This is a genomic window from Mycobacterium venezuelense, from assembly GCF_054919535.1.
The window spans coordinates 196,552-222,921 of sequence record NZ_JBONDW010000010.1; the positions used below are offsets into that span (position 1 = coordinate 196,552).

Sequence of the window (26,370 nt, forward strand, 5' to 3'; positions counted from 1 at the left end):
GCGCTATGTGCCGGATCGTGACGGCCTGTTTGGCGCTTGCGGCAGGCGCCGCGGTGATGTTCGCACCGTCGGCGGTGGCCGAACCCGCCTACCGCGATCCCACCGGGGTGTACTCCGGCGGGCCCGTGCCCACGATGAACGGCGTGCCCTGTGTGGCCGGGCACCTCGGGACGTGCCTGGCGTTCCAGCAGAACCAGCCCCGCGGCTCGGGCCCGAGGTCCACATTCGGCCACAGCCCGACGGTGCGCCGCTGAAGCAGCGCCACGGTCAGTACGATTGCAGCCCGATATGAACAGTGCCGCTACCGCCGTTGAGGCCGACAAGAGTGCCTTTCGGCTCCGCCTGCTCGACGCACTCGAGGCGTCGATCATCGAGGACGGCTACCAGAAGACCACAGTCGCCGATATCGTCCGCCGCGCCCGCACCTCGCGGCGGACGTTCTACGAGCACTTCGCCGATCGTGAAGAGTGCTTCGTGGCGCTGCTGACCAACGCCAATGCCGAACAGGTCCGTCAGATCTCGGCCGCCGTCGACCCGCATGCGCCGTGGCGCGATCAGGTTCGCCAGGCCATCGAGGCGTGGATCGCGTCGGGTGAGGCACATCCCGAGCTGATGCTGAGCTGGATCCGCGACGTGCCGTCGCTGGGCACCTCGGCGCGCGCCCTTCAGCGGGAGGCGATGGAGAACTTCATCGCGATGGTGCAGACGATCAGTGACACCGAGGAGTTTCACGCCGCGGGCGTCGAGGTGTCGCGCCAGCGCGTGATCATGGTGCTTGGCGGTCTGCGGGAGCTGACCGCCATCACGGTCGAGAGCGGCGGCCGGATGAGCGACATCACCGAAGAGGCCGTCGACGCGTCGATCGCACTGTTGGAACCCCGCGGCTAGAGCAGGCCCAGCCGGCGCAGATCGGTCACGTACTTGCCGAGCAGCCCGGGCTCGATGTGCGGGATGTCGCCGACGGCGCCCACCTTCGCGGTCCGCACCGCGGCACGGAACACGGCCGTCGGGGCGGCGGCGCCGCGCGTCGGCTGCTCCGGCTTGGCGTAGGCGTGCAGCAGCGGAAGCACGGTCTGGACCCGTCGTTTCTCGGGCAGCGCGGTGAGCGCGGTCTCGAAGCGACGCAGCCAGTCGTCGTAGTCGTCGACGCGTTCGATCGGGTTGCCTGCCCGAATCAGCCAGTCGACGAAGACATCCAGTGAGATACCGTCGTCGTGCGGGTTCATCACGTCGTACGAGACGTAGCCGTCGCGGGCCCGCGCGCCGAGCGTGGTGATGGCCTCGGCGATGAAATCGACCGGAAGACCGTCGTAATGGGCCCGCGGCCGGTTGCCCAGCCCGTCACCGACGTAGAACGACCGCGGGGCGATACCGGTGATCAGCAGGCTCAGGATCAGCCGGGTGAACATGTCGGGCACGTTGAGCTGACCGCCGTAGCGGGTGTGGGCCAAGATCATGTCGGAGCGGAACGTCGAGACGGGCAGGCCGCACAGGTCGTGCGCCTCACGTAGCAGTACCTCGCCGGCCCACTTGCTGTTGCCGTAGCCGTTGGCGTAACCGTCGTCGATCGGCCGTACCGGGCTGACCGCGCGGATGTCGCCGTCCTCCTCGAAATCGTCGATCCCCGTGGCCACCGCGATGGTGGACAGGTACGTGACCGGCTTGATCCGCCGGGTGATGGCCAGCTTGATCAGTTCGGCGGTGCCGACCACGTTGGGGCCGAACAGCTGCTGGTACGGCAGCACGTGATTGACCAGCGCGGCGGGATGGACGATGAGGTCGACGTCAGATGCCAGCTTGTCCCACTGTGCCGGTGCCAGGCCGAGATTCGGCTCACCGATGTCACCGGCCAGCACCTCGAGGTGGCCGGCGGCGAGTTCGGTGAAGCGCTGTGACAGCGCAGGGTCGGAGTCGAATGCGCGCAAGAGCCGAACTCTGGACTCGGCGTCGTCGCGGCCGCGCACGATGGTGATGAGCGTGCCGCCGACGGTGGCGAGTCGCTCCAGCCACTGCAGTGCCAGGAAGCGTCCGAGCCAACCGTTGGCTCCGGTGAGCAATACGGTCGTGGGTTCGCCTGTGGCGCAGGGCAATCCGGGCGCGGCGGTGAGCGTTGAGGCGTCGATGAACTTGTCGAGCGTGAGATCGGACGCGCGGACCTCGGTCGAGTCGGCCCCGTGCACCGTGGCGAAGGTCGGGCGGTGGGTGCCCGTGACGCGTTGGGTTTCGATGTGCGCGGCGAGCTCGGCGAGATTGCTGGCCGGGTTGACGATCGTGCCGACGGGGACCTCGATGTCGAAGAGCTCACCCAGCAGGTTCGACAGTGTCAGTGCCGAGAGCGAATCGCCGCCGAGATCGGTGAAGTGGGCTTCGGGCGACACCTGACCCGTGCCGAGGATCGTTGCGGCCGCGCGGGTCAACGTGTCGATCACGGGTTGGTCGGCGGCAGATCGGCGTAGTGCTCGCAGGTCGTCGGCCTGTGCGGCCGCGATGTCGGCATACATCTGTTCCAGGCGCCGGCCGTAATGGTCTTTGAGATTGGGCCGCAATAGCTTTCCGACGCCGGACAGCAGACCGTTGGCTGCACTGAACGGCTCGGTCTCGACGATGAAATCGGCGGGCACCTCATAGGACTGCAGCTCGGCCTCCTTGGCGGTGTGCTGCAGCGACTCGGCCAGCGCGGCCTTGAGTCCGTCGGCGTCGTAGGCGGCCAAGGCCTCCGGAGTGGGGACCACGACGGCGAGCAAAGATGCGCGTTCGCTGTTGCCGTACACGAAGATCTGGCGCACCAGTGCCGCACCCGCATAGACAGCCTCCAAGTGTGCGATCGCGACGAACTCGCCCTGTGAGAGCTTGAGCACGTTGTTGCGGCGGTCGACGTAGACCAGTCGGTCGGGCTCGATCTCGGCCATCACGTCGCCGGTGCGGTAGTACCCGTTCTCGTCGAATACGCTTGCGGTGACCTCGGGACGCTTGTAGTAGCCGGGCGTCAAAGTGGCTGACTTGACCAGCAATTCGCCGCGTGGATACGGCTTGTCGGTGCTGAAGTAGCCGAGCTCGGGCACGTCGATGAGTTTGTAGTCGATGACCGGGGGACGGGCCACCACGCCGTCCTGTGTGACGGCCCCCGTCTCGGTGAGACCGTAGCGGTCGGCGATGTGGACACCCAGGACGTCGTCGAGGAATTCGCGCATCTCCGCCGCCAGCGGTGCGGTCGAGACGAACCCGCTGATCACGCGGCCGCCAAGGACGTGCTCGCGTAGTTCGGTCGCGGCGTGCTTCTCGGCGGTCAGCTCGTCGGTGCCGTCTGCGGTCAGGCGGTCCACCGCCGCGCGGTAGCGCTGGAAGAGCATGTCGACGACGCGGGGCACGAGGCCGAGTTCGGTGGGACGCACCAGCGCCAGATCGTCGAAGAGAGTGGACATGTCGGATTCGGGTACGAAGTAACTGACGCCGCCGTTCTGGATGGACGACGTCAGCGGGAGACGTCCGCCGAGGTGATTGAGCGGCATGAAGTTCACGTTGAGCACCGGTGTCGTGTTGTCGGAGATGAACGACGACGTCCACAGGTTGATCAGCATTGCCTCGGTGTACATCGCGCCCTTGGGCGCCCCGGTCGACCCGGAGGTGTACAGGATCATCGCGAGACGGTCGTCGCTGCCATCGGTGTAAACCGGTTCCGTGCGCAAAGCCGCACCCCGGTCGACCGCATCATCCAGCGTCGTGACGGTGATGGCGGTGTCGGCCAGCCGGCTGCGGGTCCGCGCGAGGACATCGCGGTGATCATCGATCTCGGGCCGGTAGTCGAACACCACGACCTGGCTGATCGACGTGCTGTCCTGGATGGATTCGACTGCCAGGTCCAGGTATTCGGCGCTCACGGCCAGCACCCGCGGCTCGACCTCGGCCAGGATCGGCGCGAGGCGTGACACCGGAGCGTTGTGCTGGAGCGGTACGGTCACGAGCCCGAGGTACGCGCACACGAAATCAATGGTGAGGTAGTCGGCACTCGCGAAACCGATTGTGGCGACGGCGTCACCGGGGTTGACCGGATCTGTGGCGTCCTGGCGCCAGGCCGACGCGATCGCCCGGACCCGCGACCACAACTCTCGGTAGCTGATCGTGTCGAAGCGTGGCAGCAGCCGTGCGACCGTTCGGCCCGTGGCGGGATCGGTGGCCAGTTGGGTCGCGCGGTGGCCAAGGGCCGGTCGATCGGCGTAGCCGGTGAAATACGTCTGCAGGATCTGTGACAGCCGCAGGCCGGGCACGCGGGCGGCCTCGACCACCGCGGGCAACGGATCGGCGGCGCTGAATTGCGGATCGGTGGCGTAGAGCTCGGCTATGCGCCGGGCCAGCCGACGGTCGTCGAGGCTCTCCAGGTCGTCAACGTGGATTTCGCTCGTCATGACGGGTAGGACGTGACGGGCGCCCAGGAAATTCGATCCTGTGAATGTGAGTCGTCCCACACCCAGCGCCACCTGGGTATATCGGACTATTCTCAGGGGCCTCCCAGTCGGCGGCAAGCAGGCCCGCGCCTTGCCGTAGCCGGTACCACGGCGTACCGTACGTCTGGTACATCGCGGTACCGGTGCGAGAGGGGCAGTCATGGCAGAGGCGACGACCGATCCTGTGCGGCTGCCGCCGGGGCCCCGCATACCCAAGATCGTCACCGGCATCGCGTTCCTCGCCGCACGTCACCGGGCGGTCGCGGCGGTCGGGAAGCGCTACGACGGGGCGTTCACGGTCGACCTGCCGATCTTCGGCGAAGCCGTCGTGGTCAGCGATCCGGCTCTGCTCAAAGATCTGTTCACCACGAACGGTGACCTCGTCGGCCGCGCCGCCAACCTCGGCACGGTGCTCGGGCCCGGCTCGACCTTCAGCCTCGACGGGGACGAGCACCGGGCTCGCCGCAAGCTGCTCGTACCTCCGTTTCACGGCAAGCGCATGGCGGCCTACGAGAAAATCGTCGAAGAAGAGGTGCTGCACGAGAGTGCCGCCTGGCCTGAGGGGCGCGAGTTCGCGACCTTGGAGCCGATGATGCGGATCACCCTCAACGCGATCCTGCGCACCGTGTTCGGGGCACAGGGGCAATCGCTCGACGAGCTGCGCGAGTTGCTGCCGCCCATGGTGCCGCTAGCGTCGCGCATGGCGGTGTTGCCCGCGGCGCTGCGCCGTGACCTCGGCCCGTGGAGCCCGTGGGGCCGAGTGCAGCGCTCGCGCCGCCGCTATGACGAGATCGTCGCGTCCCTCATCGCCGAGGCCCGTGCTGACCCCTATTTCGACGAACGCTCAGATGTGCTGGCGCTCATGCTGAATGCGCGTTACGAGGACGGCTCGCCGATCTCCGATGCGCACGTGGCCGACGAGTTGCTCACCCTGCTGGCCGCAGGTCACGAGACCACCGCAACCACACTGTCCTGGGCGGTCGAGCGGCTGCGCAGGCATCCGCGGCTGCTGGCCCGGCTGGCCGCGGAGGCCGACGCCGGAGGATCGGAACTCCGGCAGGCGACCATTTGGGAAGTCCAGCGCACCCGCCCGGTGATCGCCGCGACGAGCCGTGTCGCGCGGCAGCGATTGCGGTTGGGGGAGTGGGTGATCCCCGAAGGGCATGTGGTGATCGCGAGCATCGCCCTGTCACACGATTCCGAACGCAATTTCCGCAACGCCAAGAATTTCGATCCGGACCGGTTCCTTGGCGCCAACCCGGACACCCATACCTGGATTCCCTACGGCGGCGGTATCCGCCGCTGCATCGGCGCCGCGTTCGCCAACATGGAGATGAATGTCGTACTCCGCACGCTGCTGCGGGAATTCGACTTCCGTACCACGTATTCGCCGGGTGAACGGTCGCATTCCCGTGGCATCGCGACGGCGCCGGGCCGCGGCGGCCTGGCAGTCGTCTACCGCAGAAGGGACAGATCACCAGTGACCATGAGCCACGCCGCCGAGGAGGTCAGCGCATGACCGAGCAGCGCATCGTCGACGTCGGACGCGGAATCCGGCTGTGCTACGAGCAGTTCGGCGATCCGGATTCACCGCCGATCGTGCTCATCGCCGGACTGGGCCAGCAGTTGCATTCGTGGCCCGACGGATTCGTCACGGCGCTGGCCGGCCGGGGATACCGCGTGACCCGGTTCGACAACCGCGACGCCGGACGGTCCACCCACATGGCGTATCCGCCACCACATCCGCTGGCGATCCTGCGCGGTGGCAATCACCCCGACCAGTATCACCTCGGTGACATGGCTCGAGACACCGTGGGTCTCCTCGACGCACTGGGTTACGAGCGGGTGCACGTGGTCGGGATATCGATGGGCGGCATGATCGCCCAGACCGTTGCCGCACACCATCCGGGCCGGGTGACGACGCTGACCTCGATCATGTCGAACACCGGTGCGCCGCGCATCGGAAGGCCGGCCCCGTCGACGTGGTGGCGCATGGCGACGGCACGCCCGCCGAGGAACCGTGCCGAAGCGACCGACGCCGCGGTGAAGATGTTCCGGCACATCGGTTCTCACGGCTATCCTTTCGACGAAGACTGGGTGCGAGAGAAATCCGGCATCGACTGGGACCGGGATCCCGCCGCGCCGAAGGGAACAGCCCGGCAACTGGCAGGCATATTCGCGTCCGGCGACCGCACCGCAGAACTCGCCCATATCGACGTGCCGGCGCTGGTGATCCACGGCGACCGTGATCGTATGGTGCATCCGACCGGTGGCGCCGCGACTGCGAGAGCGATTCCCGGTGCCCGGCTGCAGACCATCACCGGCATGGGACATGACCTACCGGTCGGGGCGTGGTCCACGCTGCTGGATCTGATCACCGCCCACACCGCCGTCCACGCCGAACTCGAGGAGCAACAGTGAGCAAGCGTCGAACCATCAGCGGACGCACCGTCGTCATATCCGGCGCGGCATCGGGTATCGGACGTGCGCTCGCTCACCGGCTTTCGGCGCATTCGTGTCCCGTCGCGATATCCGATGTTGACGCCGACGGGCTGAAGGAGACGGAGGCCGGCCTGCGGGGTCCGGTGTTGACTCGCGTCCTCGATGTACGCGAGGCCGACGCCCAGCGCGATTTCGCGGCCGAGGTGCGCGAGTGGGCGCCACAGCCCATCGGTGCGGTGTTCAACAACGCCGGTGTCGCCGTCTCGTCGAGTGTGCTCGACTCGGTGCCGGAAGACGACAACTGGTTGTGGGACATCAACTTCCACGGTGTGGTCAACGGCACGCGGGCGTTCCTGCCCATCCTGGTCGAACAGGACGAAGGTGCGATCGTCAACACGTCGAGTGTGTTCGGACTGGTGGGCATGCCGAACCAAAGTGCCTACTGTTCGGCTAAATTCGCGGTACGCGGGTTCACCGACTCGCTACGGCAGGAACTGCGCGGGACGGGCGTAACGGCCGTCAACGTCCATCCCGGCGGAATCAACACCAACATCGTGCGCAATGCCCGGTTCCGCAAGGACCCCGAGGGTCGTGGGCGCAGCCATGAGCAGATGGCAGACGAGTTCGCCGCGATCACGATGACCCAGCCCGACAAGGCCGCCGAGATCATCCATCGTGGGGTGGAGGCCGGTAAGGCCCGGATCCTGGTGGGGCCGGACGCGTACGTGTTCGACGCGCTGGCCCGCATCGCCCCCACGCGGTACTACGACGTGATGGGCCTTGCCATGTCGCGGTTGCGCGGACGGGCCGCCGTCCCGACCGGTTAGCGGTCAGCCGACCGGCAACCCGGCCTGCTGGTGACGGCGCTGGCGCTCGATGGTCGCGAAGTAGAACGCGAACGCGAAGGCGAAACTCGTGAACAGGCTGGATATGAAGAACAGCCAGGGATGGCGGATGCCACGCCGGAGTCCATCGACGATCGTGAAGAGCGGCAACAGAATCACATTCGCGATGGTGTAGTCCGCGCTGGCCGAACTTGCCGCCGGGTTGGTGTAGCCGAGTTGGATGAACTCGGTCCAGCTGCCCGGACCCCAGATCGGATTGCCGCCCGCAACGGCGTACTGGGCCACGAACTGTGAGTTGAAGTACCAGCACAACGGGATCGATGCGATGCCGACGACGTAGAACGCCAGCTCCATCCTGGAGAACTGCGGACCCGGCGGACGGGTGAAGATCTGTGGATTCAAGCGGACCACGAGCACGATGACGGCGATACCCAGTACGGCGTGAACGATGAGAGACACCATGGCGTGAGCACACTCGCTGACCGATGTTTTGTCAATATTGACATTTGATGGGGGCCGTTCGGGAGTGCGGTAACTTACCGGCATGGCCAGGCAGGCGCAGACCGCACGCAGCGAACGCACTCGCGAGGCGTTGCGCCAGGCCGCGCTCGTGCGTTTTCTCGCGCAAGGGGTCGAGGACACCTCGGCCGAGCAGATCGCCGCCGACGCCGGGGTGTCGCTTCGGACGTTCTACCGGCACTTCAATTCCAAGCACGACCTGCTGTTCGCCGACTATGACGCGGGCTTGCACTGGTTTCGCGCCGCGTTGGCCGGTCGGCCGGCCGGTGAATCGATCCTCGACTCGGTGCAGTCGGCGATCCTGGCATTTCCGTACGACGTTGACGCCGTCACGAAGATCGCCGCCATGCGCGCGTCCGAACTCGACCCCGGCCGGATCGTGCGGCACATCCGCCAGGTCGAGACGGATTTCGCCGAGGCGGTCGCCGACCACCTGTCCCGGCGTGAACCCGCTTCGCCGCAGGGCGATGATCTGCTGCGGGTCGTGGTCACCGCGCGGTGTGTGGCCGCCGCGGTGTTCGGTGCCATGGAGCTGTGGATGGCCGGCGACGAGGAACGGACCCTGCCGGAGCTCGCGCGGCTGTGCCGGACCGGACTGGAATCGCTGCGTTCCGGTCTGACCTGACACGGTTTTGTCACTATTGACAAAACTTTGGGTGCCATGTCAGCCTCAGCCGATGGCGGATTTCGACGCGATCGTGATCGGTGCCGGCCACAACGGTTTGACTGCTGCGGCTTTGTTGCAGCGCGCGGGTCTGCGCACGCTGTGTCTGGAGGGCAAGCGTTACGCCGGTGGAATGGCCTCGACCGTCGAACTGTTCGACGGCTACCGGTTCGAGATCGCCGGATCGTTGCAGTTTCCGACGTCGGCCGTGGTCAGCCGCGAGTTGGGCCTCGACGACCTGCCGACAATCGACCTCGAGGTCATGTCGGTGTCGTTGCGCGGCGTCGGCGATGCGCCGGTGGTCTATTACGCCGACCCGATGAAGATGCTGACTCACCTCGGTGAAGTGCACGGAGCGGATGCGGTGACCGGCATGGCCGGTCTGATGGCCTGGAGCCAGGCCCCAACACGCGCGCTGGGTCGGTTCGACGCGGGCCGCCCGCCGCGCACCCTCGACGAGATGTATGCCTGCGCCACAACAGAACCCGAACGGGCGGCGATCAGCGATCTGCTGTTCGGTTCGGTCAGCGATGTGCTCGACCGTTACCTGCCCGACCGCGAGAAGCACGGCGCGCTGCGCGGCATGTTGGCGTTCCTCGCCGTCAACACCACCTACCGCGGACCCGAAACGCCGGGTAGTGCAGCCGCACTCGCCTTCGGGCTCGCCGTCCCCGACGAGAACGCGGTGTTGATGAAGAAGCTGGCAGGTGGGATCGGCGCGCTCACCGATCATCTGTGTCAGCTGCTGATCGGCACCGGCGGCGAGCTTCGGTTGCGCAGCAGCGTCGAACGGATCCTGATCGAGAACGGCCGAGTTACCGGGGTGCGGCTGGCGGACGGTTCGACGGTCACCGCGCCCGTCGTCGTCTCGGCGATCGCGCCGGATCTCACGGTGACCGAACTCGTCGACCCCGCGGTCCTACCCAGCGAGGTCCGGGATCGATTCGGTCACACCGACCACCGGGGCAGCTACCTGCAGATGCACTTCGCCCTCGATGGCGCGCCGACGTTCGACGCGCCCTACGAGCTCCTCAACGATCCCGAGATGCAGGCGGCCATCGGCATTTTCAGCACGCCCGAGGAGCTGCAGCAGCAGTGGCAGGACTCGAAACGCGGCATCGTGCCCGCCGATCCCGCCATCGCGTTCCAGATACCGTCCGCGCACGATCCGAGCTTGGCGCCCGCGGGCAAGCACGCCGCGTCGGCATTCTCACTGTGGTTCCCGGTCGAGGAATCCACCTCCGGCTACGGGGATATGAAGGTCGAGATGGGCAGGCGCGTCATAGAGAAGATCACCAGGCTGGCACCGGATTTCGAGCGTCGGATCCTCCGCCACACCACGTTCACGCCGAAGCACATGGCCACGATGTTCGGCGCACCCGGCGGCGACTACTGCCACGGGCTCATCCATCCCGAACAGATGGGACCGAACCGCCCAGGGCCCAAAGGCTATGTCGACCAACCGATACCGATCGACGGGCTGTACCTGGGCAGCGCGGGCTGCCACGGTGGCCCCGGCATCACCTTCATCCCCGGGTACAACGCCGCCAAGGCGGTGCTGGCCGGCTAACGACGGCGTAGCTGCGCGGCCCAGTCGGACGGAACACGGCCCCGCGGACCTGGCACCGGCTGGTCGGCAGGCCGGTGCTGCGGCGCGGCGAGCTCGGGCCCGTCGGCGTAGGCATTGGTGTCGAAGTTCCAGAACCAGTCCTCGCCCGGCTCGAAGGAGCGGATGATCGGATGTCCGGTGTCGCGCCAGTGGGCCGACGCGTGGCGGGCCGGCGAATCATCACAGCAGCCGATGTGCCCGCAGGCCGCGCAGCGTCGCAGGTGCACCCACCAACCACCCACCGCATCGCATTCCGCGCATCCGGTGCCGCTCGGCGGCGCGGTCGGATCGACGGTATCGCTCATGGCGCCGAGCCTAGCCCGATAGGGTTCGCGGCATGGCAACCAGCGATTCCCGAGAAGTTGTGATCGAGGCGACGCCGGAGGAAATACTCGACGTCATTGCCGATGCCGAGGCGACACCCAGCTGGTCGCCGCAGTTCCAGCGCGCCGAGATTCTCGAGACGTTCGACAACGGCCGTCCACGCCGGGTCAAGATGACGGTCAAGGCCGCTGGGCTGACCGACGAGCAGGTGATCGAGTACACCTGGTCGGACAACAAGGTCAGCTGGACGCTCGTCAGTGCCGGCCAGCTCAAGGCCCAGGACGCCAGCTACACCTTGACGCCCGACGGTGACAAGACCAAGGTTCGGTTCGACATGTCGATCGACCTGTCGGTGCCGCTGCCCGGCTTCATCCTCAAGCGGACCATGAAGGGCGGTATGGAAACCGCCACGGACGGTCTGCGCAAGCAGGTGCTCAAGGTCAAGAAGGGCTGACCTCGCCGGAGTTGGCAGCCGACGCGGACTGCGCGAGCTCGGTCAACAGCGGCGGGATGTCCATGCGGCCCAGTAAGACCTCGATGAACACCATGCGGTCCTGCGCGTCGGCGCCTGCGGTCAATGCGTCGTCGAGCTCGCCGTAGGTACTGACCCGGAACGTCAGGGCATCGGACACCCCGAGTGCGGCGGGCAGTTCGGTCCAGCGCCACCCGCTGATGTCGTTGTATTCGGCTGTGGCGCCGTGGATCGCGCGCTCGACCGTGTATCCATCGTTGTTGACGACGGCCACGACCGGTGCGAGTCCTGCGCGGCCGAAGGCGCCGAGCTCCTGGACTGTCAATTGCGCGGCGCCGTCACCGATCAACAGCACCGTGCGGCGGTCGCGGTCAGCCAGGCCCGCGCCGAGTGCGGCGGGCAGCGTGTAGCCGATCGACCCCCACAGTGGCTGGCCGATGAACGTGACGCCGGAAGCCAGCCGGTGCCCTGCCATGCCGTAGAACGACGTCCCTTGGTCGGCCAGCACCACGTTGCCCGGCGTCAAGGCGTCGGAAAGCCTGTCCCACAACGTTTCCTGCGTCAGGGCAGCGTCGCGCGCCGGAGGTGTTGCGGGCTGGCGGGCGGGGGCCGGCGCCAACGCAGGCGATGTCACACCGCGGCCTTTCAGGATCGAGGTGACGGCGTCCAGCGCGGCTCCCATGTCGAGCGGGGCGAACACCTGCCCCGCGACCAGGCTCTGGTTGACGCCGATGTCGATGGTGCGGGCCGGGTCGATGCGCTGACTGAAAAAGCCGCTGACCATGTCGGTGAACAGCACGCCCGCGGTCACCAGTACCGGTGCATCCTCGATCACCTCACGCACCGAATCCTCGCTTGCCGCACCGGCATAGATACCGAGGAAGTTCGGTGAGCTTTCGTCCACCAGGCTCTTGCCCCACATCAGGGTGGCGTGCGGGACGGTGTCGGCGGCGAGCAGATTGTTGAGTTCGTCGACGCAGTCCATCCGGTGCACCAGGAAATCTGCGAGCACGGTCAGCCGGTGCTCACCGATGAGCCGCGTGGCGGCTTCGGTGAACATCGACAGCGCCCGCGGGCTGGTACCGCCGGTGTAGCGGGGCAGCGGCGCGGTCGGCGGCTCGGTGGGAAAGCGCGCGACATCGGTGGCGATCAGCAGGTAGCCCGGCCGCTTCTGCTCACGGACTTCCGAGAGCACGCGGTCGATCTCTCGGGTTGCCGTGGCGGGCACCAGATTGGCCTGGGCGCAGGTGATTTCGCGACTCATACGCAGGAAGTGCTCGAAGTCGCCGTCACCGAGCGTGTGGTGCACGATGCGTCTGGCCGCCTGGGAGTCCTTGGACGGCGCACCGACGATATGCACAACCGGAACGTGCTCGGCGTAGCTGCCCGCGACCGCGTTGGCTGCCGAGAGTTCGCCCACGCCGAACGTCGTGACCAGCGCGGCCATCCCGCGCAGCCTGCCGTAGCCGTCGGCGGCGTAGCCGGCGTTGAGTTCGTTGGCGCCGCCGATCCAGGTCATGCGCGGATGGGCCAGGATGTGGTCGAGAAACTCCAGCTGATAGTCGCCGGGGACACCGAAGATCTCGGTCACGCCGAGTTCGGCGAGACGGTCCAGGAGATAGTCACCGACCGTGTAGGCGTTTTCCGTCACCCAGCTAGTGTGCCTCGCATGACGAACACGGGACCCCTGGCCGGGGTGAGGGTTATCGAGCTCGGCGGCATCGGCCCCGGGCCGCACGCCGCGATGATGCTGTCCGATCTGGGCGCTGACGTGGTGCGGGTACGCCGTCCGGGCGGGCTGACCATGCCCGCCGAGAACGTCGATCTGCTGCACCGTGGCAAACGCATCGTCGACCTCGACGTCAAGGCCGAACCCGGTAAGTTGCTCGATCTCGTCGCCAAGGCCGACGTGCTGCTGGATTGTTTTCGCCCCGGCACCTGTGAACGGCTGGGCATCGGGCCGCAGGACTGCGAGGCCGTCAACCCGCGCCTGATCTTCGCGCGCATCACCGGGTGGGGCCAGGAGGGGCCGCTCGCACAGACCGCGGGACACGACATCAACTACCTGTCGCAGACCGGTGCGCTGTCGGCGATCGGCTACCGCGACCGGCCGCCCGTAGCGCCGCTGAACCTGGTCGCCGATTTCGGTGGCGGGTCGATGCTCGTGCTGGTCGGGATCGTCACGGCGCTCTACGAGCGAGAGCGGTCCGGCAAGGGGCAGGTGATCGACGCCGCGATGGTCGACGGGGTCAGCATGCTCGCGCAGATGATGTGGACCATGCGGGCCACCGGAACGCTGCGTGACGAGCGGGAGTCGTTCCTGCTCGACGGCGGGGCGCCGTACTACCGCACCTACGAGACCGCCGACGGCAAGTACATGGCCGTCGGCGCGATCGAACCGCAGTTCTTCGCGCAGTTGATCGCCGGGCTTGGCCTCGGTGCCGACGAGATCCCCGGGCAGTTCGAGTTGGCCCGCTACGACGAGATGCGCGAGGTCCTCGCGGAGCGATTCAAGTCCAAGTCCCGCGACGAGTGGACGAAGATCTTCTCCGGCACCGATGCCTGCGTGACGCCCGTGCTGACGTGGGGCGAGGCCGCAGGCAACGAACACCTGCGCGCCCGTTCGACGCTGGTCGCGGTCGATGGTGTCGACCAGGCCGCGCCCGCGCCGCGCTTCTCCCGCACCCCGGCCGCGCCGCCTGGCACCCCGCCGCAATCCAGCACCGGCATCGAGGACGTCGGCTGGGAATAGGGTCTTTGGACCATTGCCGCGAGCACAGGGGCTGGCCAGGATTGAGGTATGACTTCCTCGACAGCACCGGTAGTGGTCGGAATCGACGGCAGCGACAGCGCGGTGAACGCCGCGCGCTGGGCGGGGGCGGTCGCCGAGAAACTCGGTACGCCGCTGCACATCCTGCACGCGCTGCCGACGATCGGCCGCAACCTGACCCAGACCGCCGGTGCCATGGTCGCGGCGATGATGACCTATCAGCAGGACTGCGCCGAGATTTTTCTCAAGGCCGCGGTCGAGGCGGTCAGGGCTGAACGCCCCGGTTTGGAGATCACCACGGCCTCGGTCAACGAACCGGCCGATGAGGCGCTGGTCGCGGCGAGCGCACACGCGCGGCTTGTGGTTCTCGGTGGCAAGGCGGTCACCCGGGCCGCGGCGTTGCTGATCGGCTCGACGGCACTGGCCGTGACCACCCGCGCTGCGTGTCCGGTGGTCGCCTTCCGTGGCGACCGCGTCGCGCCCGGCGACGGCCACGTCGTGGTGGGAGTCGACGACAGTCCGGCCGCCGAGAATGCGCTGGCGACGGCGTTCGAGTTGGCCGATCGCCTCGGGGCTCCGCTCAAGGCCGTGCGGTCGCTGTCGTTTGCGGTACCTGCCGAGACAGGTGTCACGATCCCGTTCGTGATCGACTGGGAGGCTCTGGAGCTTGCCGAACTCGCGGCGCTGACCGAAACCGTTGACGCGCAGAACAAACACCATCCCGGTGTCGAGGCGAAGTGCTTCGTCGAACCGGTCTCACCCGGTAAGGCCATCATGCGGCACGCCGACGGAGCCGAACTCGTCGTGGTCGGCACCCGCGGCCGCAACGCGCTGGCCGGCGTGGTGCTCGGGTCGACGAGCCTCAACATGCTGCACCACAGCCCGGTGCCGGTATTGGTGTGCCGCGCCGGCAGGCAAGGAGACGAGTGATGAAGTCACCATCCGAACGTCGCGGCATCGTCGTCGGGATCGACGGTTCGTCGTCATCCGACGCGGCGGTGCGGTGGGCCGCGCAGGATGCCGCACTGCGGCATGTGCCGCTCATCCTCGTCTACGCACAGGGCACCGCCGCGGCCCCGGTATGGCTGGATGTGCCACTGTCCGAACAGTATTGGCAGGTGCAGGAGCAACACGGCCGGGATGTGCTGGCCGCGGCGCGCCGGACTGCGCAGGAAGCCACCGCCGCGAGCGAGCCGCTGCACATCGTCGAGAAGCTGACCCAGGCCCACGCGGTCGCGACACTCATCGACTGCTCGCGCGAAGCCGATCTGGTGGTGGTGGGATCGCGCGGCCTCGGGAAGTGGGGCAGGCGCGTCCTCGGGTCGGTGAGTTCCACGCTGGTGCTGCACGCCAACGGCCCCGTCGCGGTCATCCACGACGGCGTATCCCTATCGGACTCCGCGCCGGTGGTGGTCGGGCTCGACGGATCGCCCGCCTCTGAACTGGCCACCGAGATCGCCTTCGACGAGGCGTCGCGGCGGGGTGTGGAACTTGTTGTGGTGCATACCTGGAACGATCTGGACTACGAGTTTCCCGACGTCCGCTGGACCGATCTCAAACCGCGTGAAGAGCGGGTGCTCGCCGAACAATTGGCGGGGTGGGCCGAGCGGTATCCGGACGTCGCGGTACGGCGCGTTGTCACGCGCGACAAGCCGGAACGGCAAATCCTCGAACAGGCGGAGTCCGCACAGCTCGTCGTGGTCGGCAGCCGTGGACGCGGCGGTTTCACCGGGATGCTCCTTGGGTCGGTGAGTTCGGAGGTCCTGCACTCGGCCAAGATCCCGGTGATCGTGGCACGGCGACAATCCTGATCGCCCCAAACCGCCGTCTGCGGTCGACCGCCGCACTAGATTTGCTGGCATGGCTGTCCAAGCCTCCAGGGAAGTGGTCTTCGACGCGCCGCCGGAGGCGATCATGGATGTGCTCGCCGACGTCGACGCGTTGCCGGCGTGGTCGTCGCTGCACCGGCATGTCGAGGTCATCGACCGTTATCCCGACGGTCGTCCGCACCACGTCAAGGCCACCATGCGCCTGCTCGGCATCACCGACAAGGAGCTGCTCGAATACCACTGGGGCGAGCACTGGATGGTGTGGGATGCCGAAGCCAATCTGCAGCAACGCGGACAACATGTCGAGTACAACCTGACACCCGAGGTCGACAGGACCCGGGTCCGCTTCGACATCATCGTCGACCTGGTGATGCCGATACCCGAGTTTCTGATCAAGCGGGCCAAGAAACTCGTGCTCGACGTTGCCACCGAACAACTGCGTCGGCGCGTCATGAGTAACGCTCAGCGTGAGTAGAACGGAATAGCCCGGCGGCCGCGAGCGGTTGGTGCGGGTATGTCCACCGGAATCGTGCTTGCCGTGAACTTGTCCGCCCCCAATGTCGTCGACGACGCGATTGCCCAGGCTCGCAGTGCCTTTGACGCCGGCGTTCGGCAGGTCTGGCTGGCGCAGCGGTTCGACGTCGACGCCATCGCGCTGGCCGGTCTGATCGGTGCGGCGGTTCCCGGCCTCGGCGTCGGCACGTCGGTGGTCCCGATCAATCCTCGCCATCCGCTGCTGGTGGCGTCCGCGGCCCAGACCGCGCAGGCGGCCGCGCACGGAAACTTCAGCCTCGGGCTCGGCCTTGGCGCGCACGCAGTCGAACAGCGCGGATTCGGCACCGTGTGGCCGAACCCGGTCGGCCGGTTGCGCGAACATCTGCAGGTGCTGCGTGCCGTCTTCGATGACGGCGAAGTCAGTTACCGCGGCAGCGAGTTCACCGTCGAGCCCGAGTGGCCGGTACACATCCCTGGCGGAACGCCCGTGCCCGTTTACGTTGCCGCGATGGGTCCCAAGGCCTTGCGTGTCACCGGTGAACTCGCCGACGGGACGCTGCCGTACCTGGCCGGGCCACGTACCGTGGGCGAGTTCATCGTGCCGACGATCAGCGAAGCCGCCGCGGCAGCGGGGCGGCCCGAACCGCGGGTCACCGCAATGGTGCCCGCACTGGTGTCCGATGATGCCGACGCCGCTCGGGAGCTGGCCGCGCAGCAGCTGGCGTTCTACGAGTCCATTCCGTCGTATCAGAAGGTCATTGCGCGCGAGGGCGTCTCCAGCGTCGCCGATCTGGCTGCCGTCGGCTCGGCTGACGAGGTGCGCGCCAAACTTCGGACTTATCTCGACGCCGGTGCAACCGACGTTGCGCTGAGCCCACTACGTACGGAACAGTCCGACCTGCAAGCGCTTTGGGAAGTCACGGCGGCACTCTGACGGTCGTATCCCCACACGGGCGAAACTTCCGTGACCGGCGCAGGCAACATCCGTGCCCTAATCTGGCCGGTTATGCGGCCCCACCGGCGATCGGCTCTGCTCGAACAGCTGATGGCCGATCCGGCTTCGCCGTCCCAGCAGGCCGTACTCGGCGAGCTGCGCCGGGCGATACTCGACGGCGGCGTACCGCCCGGGACGCCGATCCCGCTCGCCGAGGTGGCCGAGGTGTTCGGGGTCAGCCAGATTCCGGTGCGCGAAGCACTCAAGACCTTGATCGGCGAAGGCCTGGTGGCGCACCGGCGCAACGCGGGATACACCGTCGCACGGTTGACGGCGCAGGAGCTGCGCGAGATGTACATCGTGCGCGAGACGCTGGAGTCGGCGTCGTTGATGGCTGCGGTGGCCAACGCGTCCGAAGCCGACCGCGCAACCGTGATCGAGGTGAACCGGCTGCTCGAGCAGGCTATCGCCGAGGACGACGCGGCGGCCTACCACCGGCAGAGCCGGCAGTTCCACGCCGCATTGACCCGGCCGTCGCGCATGCACCGCCTGCTGCACATGCTGGAGGCGGCATGGAACGTCACCGAGCCCGTGCAGTCGATGGTGCACGTCGGTCCTGCGGACCGCGCCCGGCTGCACGCCGATCATCGCGAGATGCTCGACGCGTTCCTCGCCCGAGACCCCGAACGTCTGGTCGCCGCATCCGAGGAGCATGCGGTGCGGCTCAACGCGGTGATCGCGACCCTGCCGACCGACACCGGCCTGCTGGCCTGACGACGACGAATATATTTCTCCCGAAATAGCGGCATAGCGCTGGGGAAATGCGGCCGAAACACTGCGTTCCTAGCGTCGGCCCATGACAGAAACCGCAGTTCCCAACACCACCGGCGATTTGCCGCCGGGAGCCGTGGTCGGGGCAGGAGATCTCATCGAGGCGGCCGGTCATCCGGTCGGCAGCGGCGACATCAAACCCGGTTACGATCCGCGGCTGACCAACGAGGACCTCGCACCGCTGCGCAAGCAGACGTGGGGCTCCTACAACATTTTCGCGTTCTGGATGTCCGACGTGCACAGCGTCGGCGGCTATGTGACGGCCGGCAGCTTGTTCGCCCTCGGCCTGGCCAGTTGGCAGGTGCTCGTCGCACTGCTCATCGGCATCACGATCGTGTACTTCTTCTGCAATCTGGTCGCGAAACCGAGCCAGGCCGCGGGCGTGCCCTACCCGGTGATCTGCCGGACGGTGTTCGGGGTGCTCGGCGCGAACATCCCGGCGATCATCCGCGGGTTGATCGCGGTCGCGTGGTACGGCATCCAGACTTTCCTGGCGTCCGCGGCGCTCGACATCGTGCTGATCAAGCTGTTTCCCGCACTGGCCCCGTACGCGGTCGTTGCCGACTACGGCTTCGCGGGCCTGTCGCTGCTGGGCTGGGGCAGCTTCCTTCTGCTGTGGGTCCTGCAGGCGTGTGTGTTCTGGCGCGGCATGGAGTCGATCCGTAAGTTCATCGACTTCTGCGGGCCGGCTGTCTACGTCGTGATGTTCCTGCTGTGCGGATATCTGATCTACAAGGCCGGTTGGGGCGCAATCGATCTCAACCTCGGGGACGTGACATACACCGGGTGGGCCTCGGTGCCGGTCATGCTGGGCGCGATCGCCTTGGTGGTGTCCTACTTCTCGGGACCGATGCTGAACTTCGGTGACTTCTCGCGCTACGGCAAATCGTTCGCGGCGGTGAAGAAGGGTAACTTCCTCGGTCTGCCGGTGAACTTCCTGGTGTTCTCGGTTCTGGTGGTGGTGACGGCCTCGCTCACGCTTCCGGTGTTCGGCGAACTGATCACCGACCCGGTCGAGACGGTGGCCCGCATCGACAGCACATTCGCAATCGTGCTTGGCGCGTTGACGTTCACGATCGCCACGATCGGAATCAACATCGTCGCCAACTTCATCAGCCCGGCATTCGACTTCTCCAACGTCAGCCCGCAGCGCATCAGCTGGCGCGCAGGCGGCATGATCGCGGCGGTCGGCTCGGTGCTGATCACGCCGTGGAACCTCTACAACAATCCGGAGGTCATCCACTACACCCTCGAGACGCTCGGCGCGTTCATCGGACCGCTGTTCGGTGTGCTGATCGCCGACTACTACCTGGTGCGCAAGCAGAAGGTGGTCGTCGACGACCTGTTCACCATGGACGAGACCGGAAAATACTGGTACAGCAAGGGTTACAACAGAATGTCGGTGATCGCGACCGTGGTCGGCGCGACGCTGGCCGTCATCCCGGTGCTGCTAGGGGGAACCGTGGTGGGCATGCACACCGCGGCGCAGTACAGCTGGTTCATCGGCTGCGGTGTCGCGTTCGCGCTGTACTACCTGTTGGCCAAGCGGGACACGCTCGTCACCGCGTCGGTGTCGTGATTCGCATCTGGGTGGTCAACCCGAACACGACCGAGACCATGACCGCCGGGATCGGCCGCTGCGCACAAGCAGTGGCCGGTTCCGGCGTCGAGATCACCCCTGTCACATCACCGTTCGGGCCGTCGTCAATCGAGAGCCACTACGACGAGGCGATGAGCGTGCCGGGACTGCTCGACGCGGTCGGTCGCGGTGAGCGGGCCGGTGCCGACGGCTATGTGATCGCGTGCTTCGGCGACCCAGGTCTCGACGCGGCCCGCGAGCTCGCGGCGGGCCCGGTCATCGGGATCGCCGAGGCGGCCATGCACACCGCGAGCCATCTGGGTCGCGGGTTCTCGGTGGTGACCACGCTGGCCCGGACCACCGGGCGTGCCGCCGAGCTGGCCGAACGGTATGGGATGCAACGGTTCTGCCGCGGAATCCACGCCTGCGAGATACCTGTGCTCGACCTCGAGACCGACCCGACGGCGCAGAAGGTCGTCACCGAAGCGTGCCGCGAGGCGGTCGAGCGCGACGGCTCCGACGCAGTGGTGCTTGGCTGCGCGGGCATGGCCTCGATGTGCCGTGCGATCTCCGACGAGATCGGAGTGCCGGTGGTCGACGGGGTATCCGCGGCGACGTTGACCGTGCGGTCGCTCGTGACGATGGGTCTGCGCACGTCGAAGATCGGCGAGTTCGCGACGCCGCCGGCCAAGGAGTACGTCGACCGGCGTTAAGGCGCTGGATGCACGGCGCGCCAGTGCTCGGCTATCTCGATTCGCCGGGCCAGCCATACGTTCTCGTGAGACTGCACGTGGTCGAGAAACCGCTCCAGCCCCGCGGTGCGGGCGGGCCTGCCCACGATCCGGCAGTGCAGACCGACCGAGAGCATCTTGGGGCTGCCGGCCATGCCCTCGGCATACAGCACGTCGAACGCGTCGCGCAGGTGTGCGAAGAACTCGTCGCCGTTGGAAAACCCTGCGGGGGAGGCGAACCGCATGTCGTTGGTGTCCAGCGTGTACGGCACCACCAGGTGATCGGTCTGGGCGACCCGCACCCAATACGGCAGATCGTCGGCATAGGAATCGGAGTCGTAGGCGAATCCGCCGTGCTCCACGACGAGTTCGCGCGTGTGCGGCGAATCCCGGCCGGTGTACCAGCCCAGCGGGGCCGCCCCGGTGAGCTCGGTCAGGATCCGTACCGCCTCGGCCATGTGCTCACGTTCGGTGTCACGGTCGGTCAGCTGATAGGACTTCCACCGCAACCCGTGGCACGCGATCTCGTGGCCCAGCTCGGCGAACGCCGCGACCGCCTCGGGATTGCGCTGCATCGCGCGGGCCACCGCGAAGATCGTCAAGGGGATCTGTCGACGCTCGAAAACTCTGAGCAATCGCCATAATCCGGCGCGTGAGCCGTACTCGTATAGCGACTCCATACTCATGTGGCGATTGGGAAACGCCTCGGCGGGCGTCATCTCGGACAAGAATGTCTCCGAGGCCGCGTCACCGTCGAGCACGCAGTTCTCGGCGCCCTCCTCATAGTTGAGGACGAACTGCACGGCGATCGCCGAATCTCCCGGCCACTGCGGGTCTGGTGGGGTACGGCCGTAGCCGACCAGATCTCTCGGGTAACTCACGCAGCTATCGTCACAGATGTCGCATCGGTTAGCTGGTCGGGCGGGAATCGGAAGTGACACAGTGTCACATCAAGGCATCGATCCTTTACACAATGGCACGGTTGCAGAAATGTCCCGACTGGCAGGATGACTGCCACAATCCATTTCTCGCTAGAGGTCGATAAGTCGTGTCCGGCACAGTCTTCGAACGTCAATCCCCATCGCAACATGTTGTGCGCCAAGCCCTCAGCGAATCCGAGCTGGGCTGCTTCTGGATTTCGGACAGCGGTGCGGGCACTCAATACCCCGCGGTCACCCGGACGGCGCACTACGACCTCGTCATCGTCGGCGGCGGCTACACCGGGCTGTGGAGTGCGCTGCTCGCCGTCCAGCGCGACCCCGGCATCCGCGTCGCGCTCGTGGAAGCCGCCACGATCGGCAGCGCCGCATCGGGCCGAAACGGCGGATTCGTCGAAGCCAGCCTCACCCACGGCGAGTCGAACGGCCGCAGTCGGTGGCCGGAGGAATTCGACACGCTGCAGCGGCTCGGTCACGAGAACCTGGACGCCATCGAGAAGGCCGTGCTCGAGCTCGGTCTCGATTGCGATTTCGAACGCAACGGTGTGCTCAACGTTGCGGTTGAGGATTATCAGGCTGCCGAACTGCGATCGCGGCCCGCACATTCCGACAGCACGTTCCTCGACCAGAGCGCCGTGCGCGAGCAGGTGAATTCGCCGACGTATCTGGCCGGTCTCCACTCGCCACGTGAGGCCGCGACCGTACATCCGGCGAAGCTGGCCGCCGAACTCGCGCGCGTGTGTGCGCGCAGCGGCGTCGAGATCTTCGAGAACACCCCTGTGACCGGGCTGACCGGAGCGCGCGGGCTCGCCCCGATCTGCGTCACGACCGCGGTCGCGCCGCTCTACGCCGACCGAGTCATCCTGGCCACCAATGCCTTTCCGTCACTGCTCAAGCGATACCGATACCACACCGTGCCGGTGTACGACTACGTGTTGATGACCGAACCGCTGTCGGATGCACAGCTCGATTCCATCGGATGGCGTGGCCGGCAAGGCATCTCGGACATGGCCAACCAGTTCCACTACTACCGGTTGTCAGCCGACAATCGCATTCTGTGGGGTGGATACGACGCGGTGTATCACTTCGGACGCCGGATCGATCCCCGGCTCGAGGACCGGCCCGACACCTACGCGAGGCTCGCGAGTCACTTCTTCACCACGTTCCCGCAGCTCGAAGGTCTCAGGTTCAGCCACCGCTGGGCCGGGGTGATCGACACGTCGACGCAATTCTGTGCCTTCTTCGGCGACGCGAACAAGGGCCGCATCGCGTATGCGGCTGGGTTCACCGGTCTCGGTGTCGCGGCCACCCGGTTCGCCGCGAATGTCCTGCTCGACAAAGTCCAGGGACAGCACACCGAACGGACCGAGCTGGCCATGGTGACGTCCAAGCCGTTGCCCTTCCCACCGGAACCATTCGCCTGGCTGGGTGTCACGGCCACCCGGTGGGCGCTCGACCGGGCCGACCATCGCGACGGCAAGCGCAACCTGCTGTTGCGTGCGCTCGACGCCGCGGGGCTCGGCTTCGACTCCTGAGAACCGTCAGGCCAGCTCCCCGAACAGTCGTAACCGGGCCAGCCCGCCATCGGGATAGATATCCAAACGAGCTTGGGACACAACGTCGTCGGATTCGATGAGAAATCGGTGGCGGGTATCGGGCAGCAGCTCGGTGCGCGGCAGCAAGTCGACCCACGTCCCATCGGCGCGCAACCCGGACAGCGCGGCCGCGCCCGGGCAATTGCCGATGAAGTAGGACGTGTCGATCTCGGCCAGGTGCACCCGGCCCGGGCCGGCCAGCCGGATCTGCACCCAGTCGTTGGAATCGTCACGCCGGCGCGCGGTTTCCCAGCCGTCACCCATCACCTGGGCGAGTCCAGGGAAGATGAGGTTCTGCGGCGAGCTGTAGAAGCGATTCGAGCAATCCAGCACCAGCCCACCGTTTTCCAGTGCGGCGAGATCGAGCGGGCCGATGCCGATGAACCGCTTGTCGGGTCGGCCCTCACCGTGCACACGCAGCCGCGCCACACCACCGTCGGGATAGATGTTGAGCCGTACGTGAGTCCAGCGGCGCTCGGAGTTGACCTCGAAGTTGTTGCGGCTGTCGCCATACGCGCGGGTCCGGTCGATGAGCGGCTCCCACCCGGAATCGGCGGCCAGCTGCTCGGCTGTCGGGTAGCCGTCCACTTCTAGTGCGTCGACGGAAACCGATGGCGGGTAATTGCCCTTGAACCATGCCGTGTCGACCACGATGCCCCGAATTACGCCGGGCACCCCGAGGCGCACGATCGCGGTGTCATGGCCGGGTTCGCGGCGGCGCCGGGTTTCCCAGCCGTCGTAGACCTGTCCTTTATGCCCGAACGACGCCGGCCGGTACGTCGACGGGCCGGGCGAGATCAGGTTCTCCTTCTCGGCGAAGGTCTCGTCGTTCGCCCACACGACGGAACCGCCGAGCGAGCGCAGAGCCAAGTCGGGCAGCCAGGTGAAATCTGGAGGTGTCTCAGTCATTTCCGATCCGGTTCTTGAGGTTACGCAGCACCGGCACGGTCGCGCTCGGTGCGATGGCCAGTACGTCGTCGGCGCTGAATGCGCCACAGTCCAGTCCGCGCAGGACGACCGTCGCCAGCGCTTCCGCGGTCGCGGGTTCGTCGACGATCGCGCCGCCGCGCCGGTCGAGATAAGCCTGCAAGCGCGGCGCCGCCGCTGTCATCGCGGTGCGGAAGAACGTGAAGGTGGCCAGCCAGCGGGTCACCAGATGGCCGGGATGCATGTCCCAGCCTTGATAGAAACCGCGCTGCAGCGACCGCGTCACGAGCCGGTGATGTCGCCGGATCGCTTGGGCCACTTCGTCCTCGGTGCCGATCGGGGCGACTTGGGTTGACCCGTCTGCCACCCACACCCCGGTCTGGGCGGCGGCGGCCTGCATGACGGCCTTGGCGTGGTCGGCTGTGGGGTGGTCGAGTGCCTGGTGCTGCGGCGCGATGCCGCATGCCGCGCTGTAGTCGTATGTCCCGTAGTGCAATCCGGTGCAGCGGTGGTCGGCCAGGTGGATCGCGCGCGCCACGGTGGCGGAGCCGTCCGGGCCGAGCACTGCCTGCGGGCTTTCGATCTGTAGCTCGAATCGCAGCGTGCGGTCGGGCAGCCCATGCGCGCCCTCCAGTGCCTCACACAGCCATACGGCGGCGGTAACCTGTTCGGCCACACGTATTTTCGGCACGGTGAAGACGAATCCATCGGGTACGCCGCCGTCGAGCACGAGCTCAAGCGTCCGCAGCGCGCGGCGCTGTTCGGCCGACGTCAGGCCCTTGATGCGAACACCCGAGCTCGCCAGCCCCAGGTTGCGCAGTGTCGTGCCGGCACGCAGCGCGTCAGCGTCTTCGACGTCGTCGTCACGGCGGCCGTAGCCGTCCTCGAAATCGAGACGGAGATCCTCGACCGGAGTTTCGGCGAGGCGCAGGCGCACCAACGCCACGGTGTCCTCGGCCGCCAGTTCGGTGAGCAACTCCTCGTGGCGGCCGAGCAGTTCGAGCGCTGAGGTCCCCCACTCCCGTGGGGTGTTCTCGTGCGCGTCAGCAGCGCTGATGTAGACGGTGTGCACGGGCTGGGTGGCGCCCCTTTCGCCCGGGAAAGCGGCGGCCAATCGTGCGTCGACCTCGGCCAGCAGGGTGCCGATGCGGCGGTGGACGTCCTCGGGAACGTGATGTCGGGGTGGTGCTGGCATCCACCCATCGTCTCGCGTCAGCGCCGTCTCAGCACTTCAAGTCGCCGGATCGCCTCGTCGATGGTGGCGTCACGCTTACAGAATGTGAAGCGCACCAAGTGATTCCACACGTCGGCATGGGGTGCCTCGGGATCGCAGAACGCCGACATCGGAATCGCGGCCACCCCGGCCTTGTGGGGCAGTTCGGCGCAGAATTCGGTGCTGTCGGAATAGCCGAGCGGTCGCGGGTCAGCGCACAGGAAGTACGTGCCGTGGCTGTCGTGCACTTCGAAGCCCAAGTCGGTCAAAGCCGTGCCGAGCCGGTCCCGCCTGGTTTGGAAGGTATCCCGCAGGTCGGCCACCCACCCGTCCTCGTTGTTGAGCGCATGCGCCACGGCCGGCTGGAACGGTGCCCCGCCGACGTAGGTCAGGTACTGCTTGGCCGCGCGGACCCCGGCGATCAACTCGGGTGCCCCGCACGCCCAGCCGATCTTCCAGCCCGTGACGTTGAACATCTTGGCCGCGCTGGAAATGGTGACGGTGCGCGCCGCCATGCCCGGATAGCCGGCCAGCGGCACGTGCCGATAGCCGTCGAACACCAGTTGCTCATACACCTCATCGGTGATCACGAGCAGGTCGTGCTCGACGGCCAGTGCGGCGATCGCGCTCAGTTCGGCGTCTGACGCGACCGCGCCCGTGGGGTTGTGTGGTGAGTTCAAGATCAGCGCCCGGGTTTTCGGTGTGACGGCCCGCCGCAGTGCGTTGATGTCGATGACGAATCCGCCGCCGTCCGGAATCAACGGGACCGCCCGGCGGACACAACCCGCCATCGCGATCACGGGGGAGTAGGAGTCGTAGAACGGCTCGATCACCACAACCTCGGAGCCCGGTTCGACCAGGCCGATGACCGAAGCCGCGATGGCCTCCGTGGCGCCGACGGTCACCAGCACCTCGGTGTCGGGGTCGTAGTCGATGCCGTAGTGACGTTTGCGTTGCGCCGCGATCGCCTGGCGCAACTCGGCGATGCCCAGCCCGGGCGGGTACTGGTTGGCGCCATCGGCGATTGCGTTCTGCGCCACTTTCAGCATCGCGGCCGGCCCGTCCTCATCGGGAAAACCCTGGCCCAGATTCACCGCGCCCAGGCGCGTGGCCAGCGCCGACATCTCCGCGAACACTGTGACGGCGTAGGGCTGCAGCCTTGTGACGGTCATGTTTCTAGAGGCTAGTGCGGGAATGAACCGCGCACCTGA

General features: G+C 66.8%; 25 protein-coding genes. 17 read left to right on the forward strand and 8 right to left on the reverse strand.

Annotated elements, in window-relative coordinates; translation table 11 throughout:
• Nucleotides 1–5: 5 nt before the first annotated feature.
• Nucleotides 6–254: a hypothetical protein gene (locus ACRCUN_RS18610; protein ID WP_462143092.1), complete on the forward strand. Its 249-nt coding sequence runs from the start codon at nucleotides 6–8 to the stop codon at nucleotides 252–254.
• 34 nt (nucleotides 255–288) lie between these two features.
• Complete coding sequence (locus ACRCUN_RS18615; RefSeq protein ID WP_462143093.1) at nucleotides 289–888, forward strand: TetR/AcrR family transcriptional regulator; 600 nt, start codon at nucleotides 289–291, stop codon at nucleotides 886–888.
• On the opposite strand, the gene car is transcribed toward ACRCUN_RS18615, so the two are convergent.
• Nucleotides 885–4,403, reverse strand: a complete 3,519-nt coding sequence (car, locus tag ACRCUN_RS18620; RefSeq protein WP_462143094.1) for a carboxylic acid reductase — start codon at nucleotides 4,401–4,403, stop codon at nucleotides 885–887. The genes ACRCUN_RS18615 and car overlap by 4 nt on opposite strands.
• Before the next feature lie 199 nt (nucleotides 4,404–4,602).
• On the opposite strand from car, the gene ACRCUN_RS18625 reads away from it, so the two are divergent.
• Genes ACRCUN_RS18625 through ACRCUN_RS18635 form a run of 3 tightly spaced genes read left to right on the forward strand, consistent with a single transcriptional unit; the run spans nucleotide 4,603 to nucleotide 7,711 of the window.
• Nucleotides 4,603–5,961: a cytochrome P450 gene (locus ACRCUN_RS18625; protein WP_462143095.1), complete on the forward strand. Its 1,359-nt coding sequence runs from the start codon at nucleotides 4,603–4,605 to the stop codon at nucleotides 5,959–5,961.
• Complete coding sequence (locus ACRCUN_RS18630) at nucleotides 5,958–6,863, forward strand: alpha/beta fold hydrolase (RefSeq protein ID WP_462143096.1); 906 nt, start codon at nucleotides 5,958–5,960, stop codon at nucleotides 6,861–6,863. The genes ACRCUN_RS18625 and ACRCUN_RS18630 overlap by 4 nt, the downstream gene beginning before the upstream one ends.
• Nucleotides 6,860–7,711 (forward strand): SDR family NAD(P)-dependent oxidoreductase, encoded by an 852-nt coding sequence (locus ACRCUN_RS18635; protein ID WP_462143097.1) that lies wholly within the window; start codon nucleotides 6,860–6,862, stop codon nucleotides 7,709–7,711. The genes ACRCUN_RS18630 and ACRCUN_RS18635 overlap by 4 nt, the downstream gene beginning before the upstream one ends.
• Before the next feature lie 3 nt (nucleotides 7,712–7,714).
• Here ACRCUN_RS18635 and ACRCUN_RS18640 read toward each other — a convergent pair whose 3' ends face one another.
• A complete protein-coding gene (locus ACRCUN_RS18640) occupies nucleotides 7,715–8,191 on the reverse strand; it encodes a DUF2834 domain-containing protein (protein WP_462143098.1) in 477 nt (158 codons plus the stop codon).
• Nucleotides 8,192–8,273: 82 nt separating this feature from the next.
• On the opposite strand from ACRCUN_RS18640, the gene ACRCUN_RS18645 reads away from it, so the two are divergent.
• Together ACRCUN_RS18645 and ACRCUN_RS18650 are read left to right on the forward strand one after the other, a co-directional pair.
• Nucleotides 8,274–8,873 (forward strand): TetR/AcrR family transcriptional regulator, encoded by a 600-nt coding sequence (locus tag ACRCUN_RS18645; protein WP_462143099.1) that lies wholly within the window; start codon nucleotides 8,274–8,276, stop codon nucleotides 8,871–8,873.
• Between the two features lie 52 nt (nucleotides 8,874–8,925).
• Entirely contained in the window at nucleotides 8,926–10,482 is a 1,557-nt protein-coding gene (locus ACRCUN_RS18650) for a phytoene desaturase family protein (protein WP_462143100.1), read from the forward strand.
• On the opposite strand, the gene ACRCUN_RS18655 is transcribed toward ACRCUN_RS18650, so the two are convergent.
• Nucleotides 10,479–10,826, reverse strand: a complete 348-nt coding sequence (locus tag ACRCUN_RS18655) for a UBP-type zinc finger domain-containing protein (protein ID WP_462143101.1) — start codon at nucleotides 10,824–10,826, stop codon at nucleotides 10,479–10,481. The genes ACRCUN_RS18650 and ACRCUN_RS18655 overlap by 4 nt on opposite strands.
• 32 nt (nucleotides 10,827–10,858) lie before the next feature.
• On the opposite strand from ACRCUN_RS18655, the gene ACRCUN_RS18660 reads away from it, so the two are divergent.
• Nucleotides 10,859–11,299 carry an SRPBCC family protein gene (locus ACRCUN_RS18660; RefSeq protein WP_462143102.1) on the forward strand — a complete coding sequence of 147 codons (441 nt, stop codon included), beginning with the start codon at nucleotides 10,859–10,861 and terminating at the stop codon, nucleotides 11,297–11,299.
• Here the strand turns inward: ACRCUN_RS18660 and ACRCUN_RS18665 are convergent.
• Nucleotides 11,286–12,968 (reverse strand): alpha-keto acid decarboxylase family protein, encoded by a 1,683-nt coding sequence (locus tag ACRCUN_RS18665; protein WP_462143103.1) that lies wholly within the window; start codon nucleotides 12,966–12,968, stop codon nucleotides 11,286–11,288. The genes ACRCUN_RS18660 and ACRCUN_RS18665 overlap by 14 nt on opposite strands.
• A gap of 18 nt (nucleotides 12,969–12,986) precedes the next feature.
• On the opposite strand from ACRCUN_RS18665, the gene ACRCUN_RS18670 reads away from it, so the two are divergent.
• The 8 genes from ACRCUN_RS18670 to ACRCUN_RS18705 all read left to right on the forward strand — a co-directional run bounded on the left by ACRCUN_RS18670 (nucleotide 12,987) and on the right by ACRCUN_RS18705 (nucleotide 20,468).
• Nucleotides 12,987–14,069 carry a CaiB/BaiF CoA transferase family protein gene (locus ACRCUN_RS18670; RefSeq protein WP_462143104.1) on the forward strand — a complete coding sequence of 361 codons (1,083 nt, stop codon included), beginning with the start codon at nucleotides 12,987–12,989 and terminating at the stop codon, nucleotides 14,067–14,069.
• 48 nt (nucleotides 14,070–14,117) lie between these two features.
• Nucleotides 14,118–15,017, forward strand: coding sequence for a universal stress protein (locus tag ACRCUN_RS18675; protein WP_462143105.1), 900 nt, complete (start codon nucleotides 14,118–14,120; stop codon nucleotides 15,015–15,017).
• On the forward strand, nucleotides 15,017–15,898 hold the full coding sequence (locus ACRCUN_RS18680) for a universal stress protein (protein WP_462143106.1): 882 nt from the start codon (nucleotides 15,017–15,019) through the stop codon (nucleotides 15,896–15,898). The genes ACRCUN_RS18675 and ACRCUN_RS18680 overlap by 1 nt, the downstream gene beginning before the upstream one ends.
• 49 nt (nucleotides 15,899–15,947) lie before the next feature.
• Entirely contained in the window at nucleotides 15,948–16,391 is a 444-nt protein-coding gene (locus ACRCUN_RS18685) for an SRPBCC family protein (RefSeq protein WP_462143107.1), read from the forward strand.
• A 39-nt stretch (nucleotides 16,392–16,430) separates the two neighbouring features.
• Entirely contained in the window at nucleotides 16,431–17,345 is a 915-nt protein-coding gene (locus ACRCUN_RS18690) for an LLM class F420-dependent oxidoreductase (RefSeq protein ID WP_462143108.1), read from the forward strand.
• Nucleotides 17,346–17,417: 72 nt separating this feature from the next.
• Nucleotides 17,418–18,119, forward strand: coding sequence for a GntR family transcriptional regulator (locus ACRCUN_RS18695; protein ID WP_462143109.1), 702 nt, complete (start codon nucleotides 17,418–17,420; stop codon nucleotides 18,117–18,119).
• Between the two features lie 82 nt (nucleotides 18,120–18,201).
• Entirely contained in the window at nucleotides 18,202–19,755 is a 1,554-nt protein-coding gene (locus ACRCUN_RS18700) for an NCS1 family nucleobase:cation symporter-1 (RefSeq protein WP_462143110.1), read from the forward strand.
• Nucleotides 19,752–20,468, forward strand: coding sequence for an aspartate/glutamate racemase family protein (locus ACRCUN_RS18705; protein ID WP_462143111.1), 717 nt, complete (start codon nucleotides 19,752–19,754; stop codon nucleotides 20,466–20,468). The genes ACRCUN_RS18700 and ACRCUN_RS18705 overlap by 4 nt, the downstream gene beginning before the upstream one ends.
• On the opposite strand, the gene puuE is transcribed toward ACRCUN_RS18705, so the two are convergent.
• Nucleotides 20,465–21,367, reverse strand: a complete 903-nt coding sequence (puuE, locus tag ACRCUN_RS18710; protein ID WP_462143112.1) for an allantoinase PuuE — start codon at nucleotides 21,365–21,367, stop codon at nucleotides 20,465–20,467. The genes ACRCUN_RS18705 and puuE overlap by 4 nt on opposite strands.
• Nucleotides 21,368–21,534: 167 nt before the next feature.
• Between puuE and ACRCUN_RS18715 the strand changes: the two genes are divergently transcribed.
• The gene (locus ACRCUN_RS18715; protein ID WP_462143113.1) at nucleotides 21,535–22,959 is read left to right on the forward strand and encodes an NAD(P)/FAD-dependent oxidoreductase; all 1,425 of its coding nucleotides are present in this window, start codon (nucleotides 21,535–21,537) and stop codon (nucleotides 22,957–22,959) included.
• Nucleotides 22,960–22,965: 6 nt separating this feature from the next.
• Here ACRCUN_RS18715 and alc read toward each other — a convergent pair whose 3' ends face one another.
• Genes alc through ACRCUN_RS18730 form a run of 3 tightly spaced genes read right to left on the reverse strand, consistent with a single transcriptional unit; the run spans nucleotide 22,966 to nucleotide 26,331 of the window.
• Nucleotides 22,966–23,928: an allantoicase gene (gene alc / locus ACRCUN_RS18720; protein ID WP_462143114.1), complete on the reverse strand. Its 963-nt coding sequence runs from the start codon at nucleotides 23,926–23,928 to the stop codon at nucleotides 22,966–22,968.
• Complete coding sequence (locus ACRCUN_RS18725; RefSeq protein ID WP_462143115.1) at nucleotides 23,921–25,141, reverse strand: DUF6986 family protein; 1,221 nt, start codon at nucleotides 25,139–25,141, stop codon at nucleotides 23,921–23,923. Before ACRCUN_RS18725 ends, alc begins: the two co-directional genes overlap by 8 nt.
• 17 nt (nucleotides 25,142–25,158) lie before the next feature.
• Entirely contained in the window at nucleotides 25,159–26,331 is a 1,173-nt protein-coding gene (locus ACRCUN_RS18730) for a pyridoxal phosphate-dependent aminotransferase (RefSeq protein WP_462143116.1), read from the reverse strand.
• Nucleotides 26,332–26,370: the final 39 nt, after the last annotated feature.

What these genes read in the sequence shown, in the direction of transcription:
- ACRCUN_RS18660 (WP_462143102.1), top strand. Translation starts at nt 10,859, where the DNA reads ATGGCAACCAGCGATTCCCGAGAAGTTGTGATCGAGGCGACGCCGGAG.
- ACRCUN_RS18625 (WP_462143095.1), top strand. Translation starts at nt 4,603, where the DNA reads ATGGCAGAGGCGACGACCGATCCTGTGCGGCTGCCGCCGGGGCCCCGC.
- ACRCUN_RS18670 (WP_462143104.1), top strand. Translation starts at nt 12,987, where the DNA reads ATGACGAACACGGGACCCCTGGCCGGGGTGAGGGTTATCGAGCTCGGC.
- ACRCUN_RS18645 (WP_462143099.1), top strand. Translation starts at nt 8,274, where the DNA reads ATGGCCAGGCAGGCGCAGACCGCACGCAGCGAACGCACTCGCGAGGCG.
- ACRCUN_RS18630 (WP_462143096.1), top strand. Translation starts at nt 5,958, where the DNA reads ATGACCGAGCAGCGCATCGTCGACGTCGGACGCGGAATCCGGCTGTGC.
- ACRCUN_RS18695 (WP_462143109.1), top strand. Translation starts at nt 17,418, where the DNA reads ATGCGGCCCCACCGGCGATCGGCTCTGCTCGAACAGCTGATGGCCGAT.
- ACRCUN_RS18675 (WP_462143105.1), top strand. Translation starts at nt 14,118, where the DNA reads ATGACTTCCTCGACAGCACCGGTAGTGGTCGGAATCGACGGCAGCGAC.
- ACRCUN_RS18610 (WP_462143092.1), top strand. Translation starts at nt 6, where the DNA reads ATGTGCCGGATCGTGACGGCCTGTTTGGCGCTTGCGGCAGGCGCCGCG.
- ACRCUN_RS18650 (WP_462143100.1), top strand. Translation starts at nt 8,926, where the DNA reads ATGGCGGATTTCGACGCGATCGTGATCGGTGCCGGCCACAACGGTTTG.
- ACRCUN_RS18725 (WP_462143115.1), bottom strand. Translation starts at nt 25,141, where the DNA reads ATGCCAGCACCACCCCGACATCACGTTCCCGAGGACGTCCACCGCCGC.
- alc (WP_462143114.1), bottom strand. Translation starts at nt 23,928, where the DNA reads ATGACTGAGACACCTCCAGATTTCACCTGGCTGCCCGACTTGGCTCTG.
- ACRCUN_RS18685 (WP_462143107.1), top strand. Translation starts at nt 15,948, where the DNA reads ATGGCTGTCCAAGCCTCCAGGGAAGTGGTCTTCGACGCGCCGCCGGAG.
- ACRCUN_RS18615 (WP_462143093.1), top strand. Translation starts at nt 289, where the DNA reads ATGAACAGTGCCGCTACCGCCGTTGAGGCCGACAAGAGTGCCTTTCGG.
- ACRCUN_RS18680 (WP_462143106.1), top strand. Translation starts at nt 15,017, where the DNA reads ATGAAGTCACCATCCGAACGTCGCGGCATCGTCGTCGGGATCGACGGT.
- ACRCUN_RS18690 (WP_462143108.1), top strand. Translation starts at nt 16,431, where the DNA reads ATGTCCACCGGAATCGTGCTTGCCGTGAACTTGTCCGCCCCCAATGTC.
- car (WP_462143094.1), bottom strand. Translation starts at nt 4,403, where the DNA reads ATGACGAGCGAAATCCACGTTGACGACCTGGAGAGCCTCGACGACCGT.
- ACRCUN_RS18655 (WP_462143101.1), bottom strand. Translation starts at nt 10,826, where the DNA reads ATGAGCGATACCGTCGATCCGACCGCGCCGCCGAGCGGCACCGGATGC.
- ACRCUN_RS18730 (WP_462143116.1), bottom strand. Translation starts at nt 26,331, where the DNA reads ATGACCGTCACAAGGCTGCAGCCCTACGCCGTCACAGTGTTCGCGGAG.
- ACRCUN_RS18640 (WP_462143098.1), bottom strand. Translation starts at nt 8,191, where the DNA reads ATGGTGTCTCTCATCGTTCACGCCGTACTGGGTATCGCCGTCATCGTG.
- ACRCUN_RS18700 (WP_462143110.1), top strand. Translation starts at nt 18,202, where the DNA reads ATGACAGAAACCGCAGTTCCCAACACCACCGGCGATTTGCCGCCGGGA.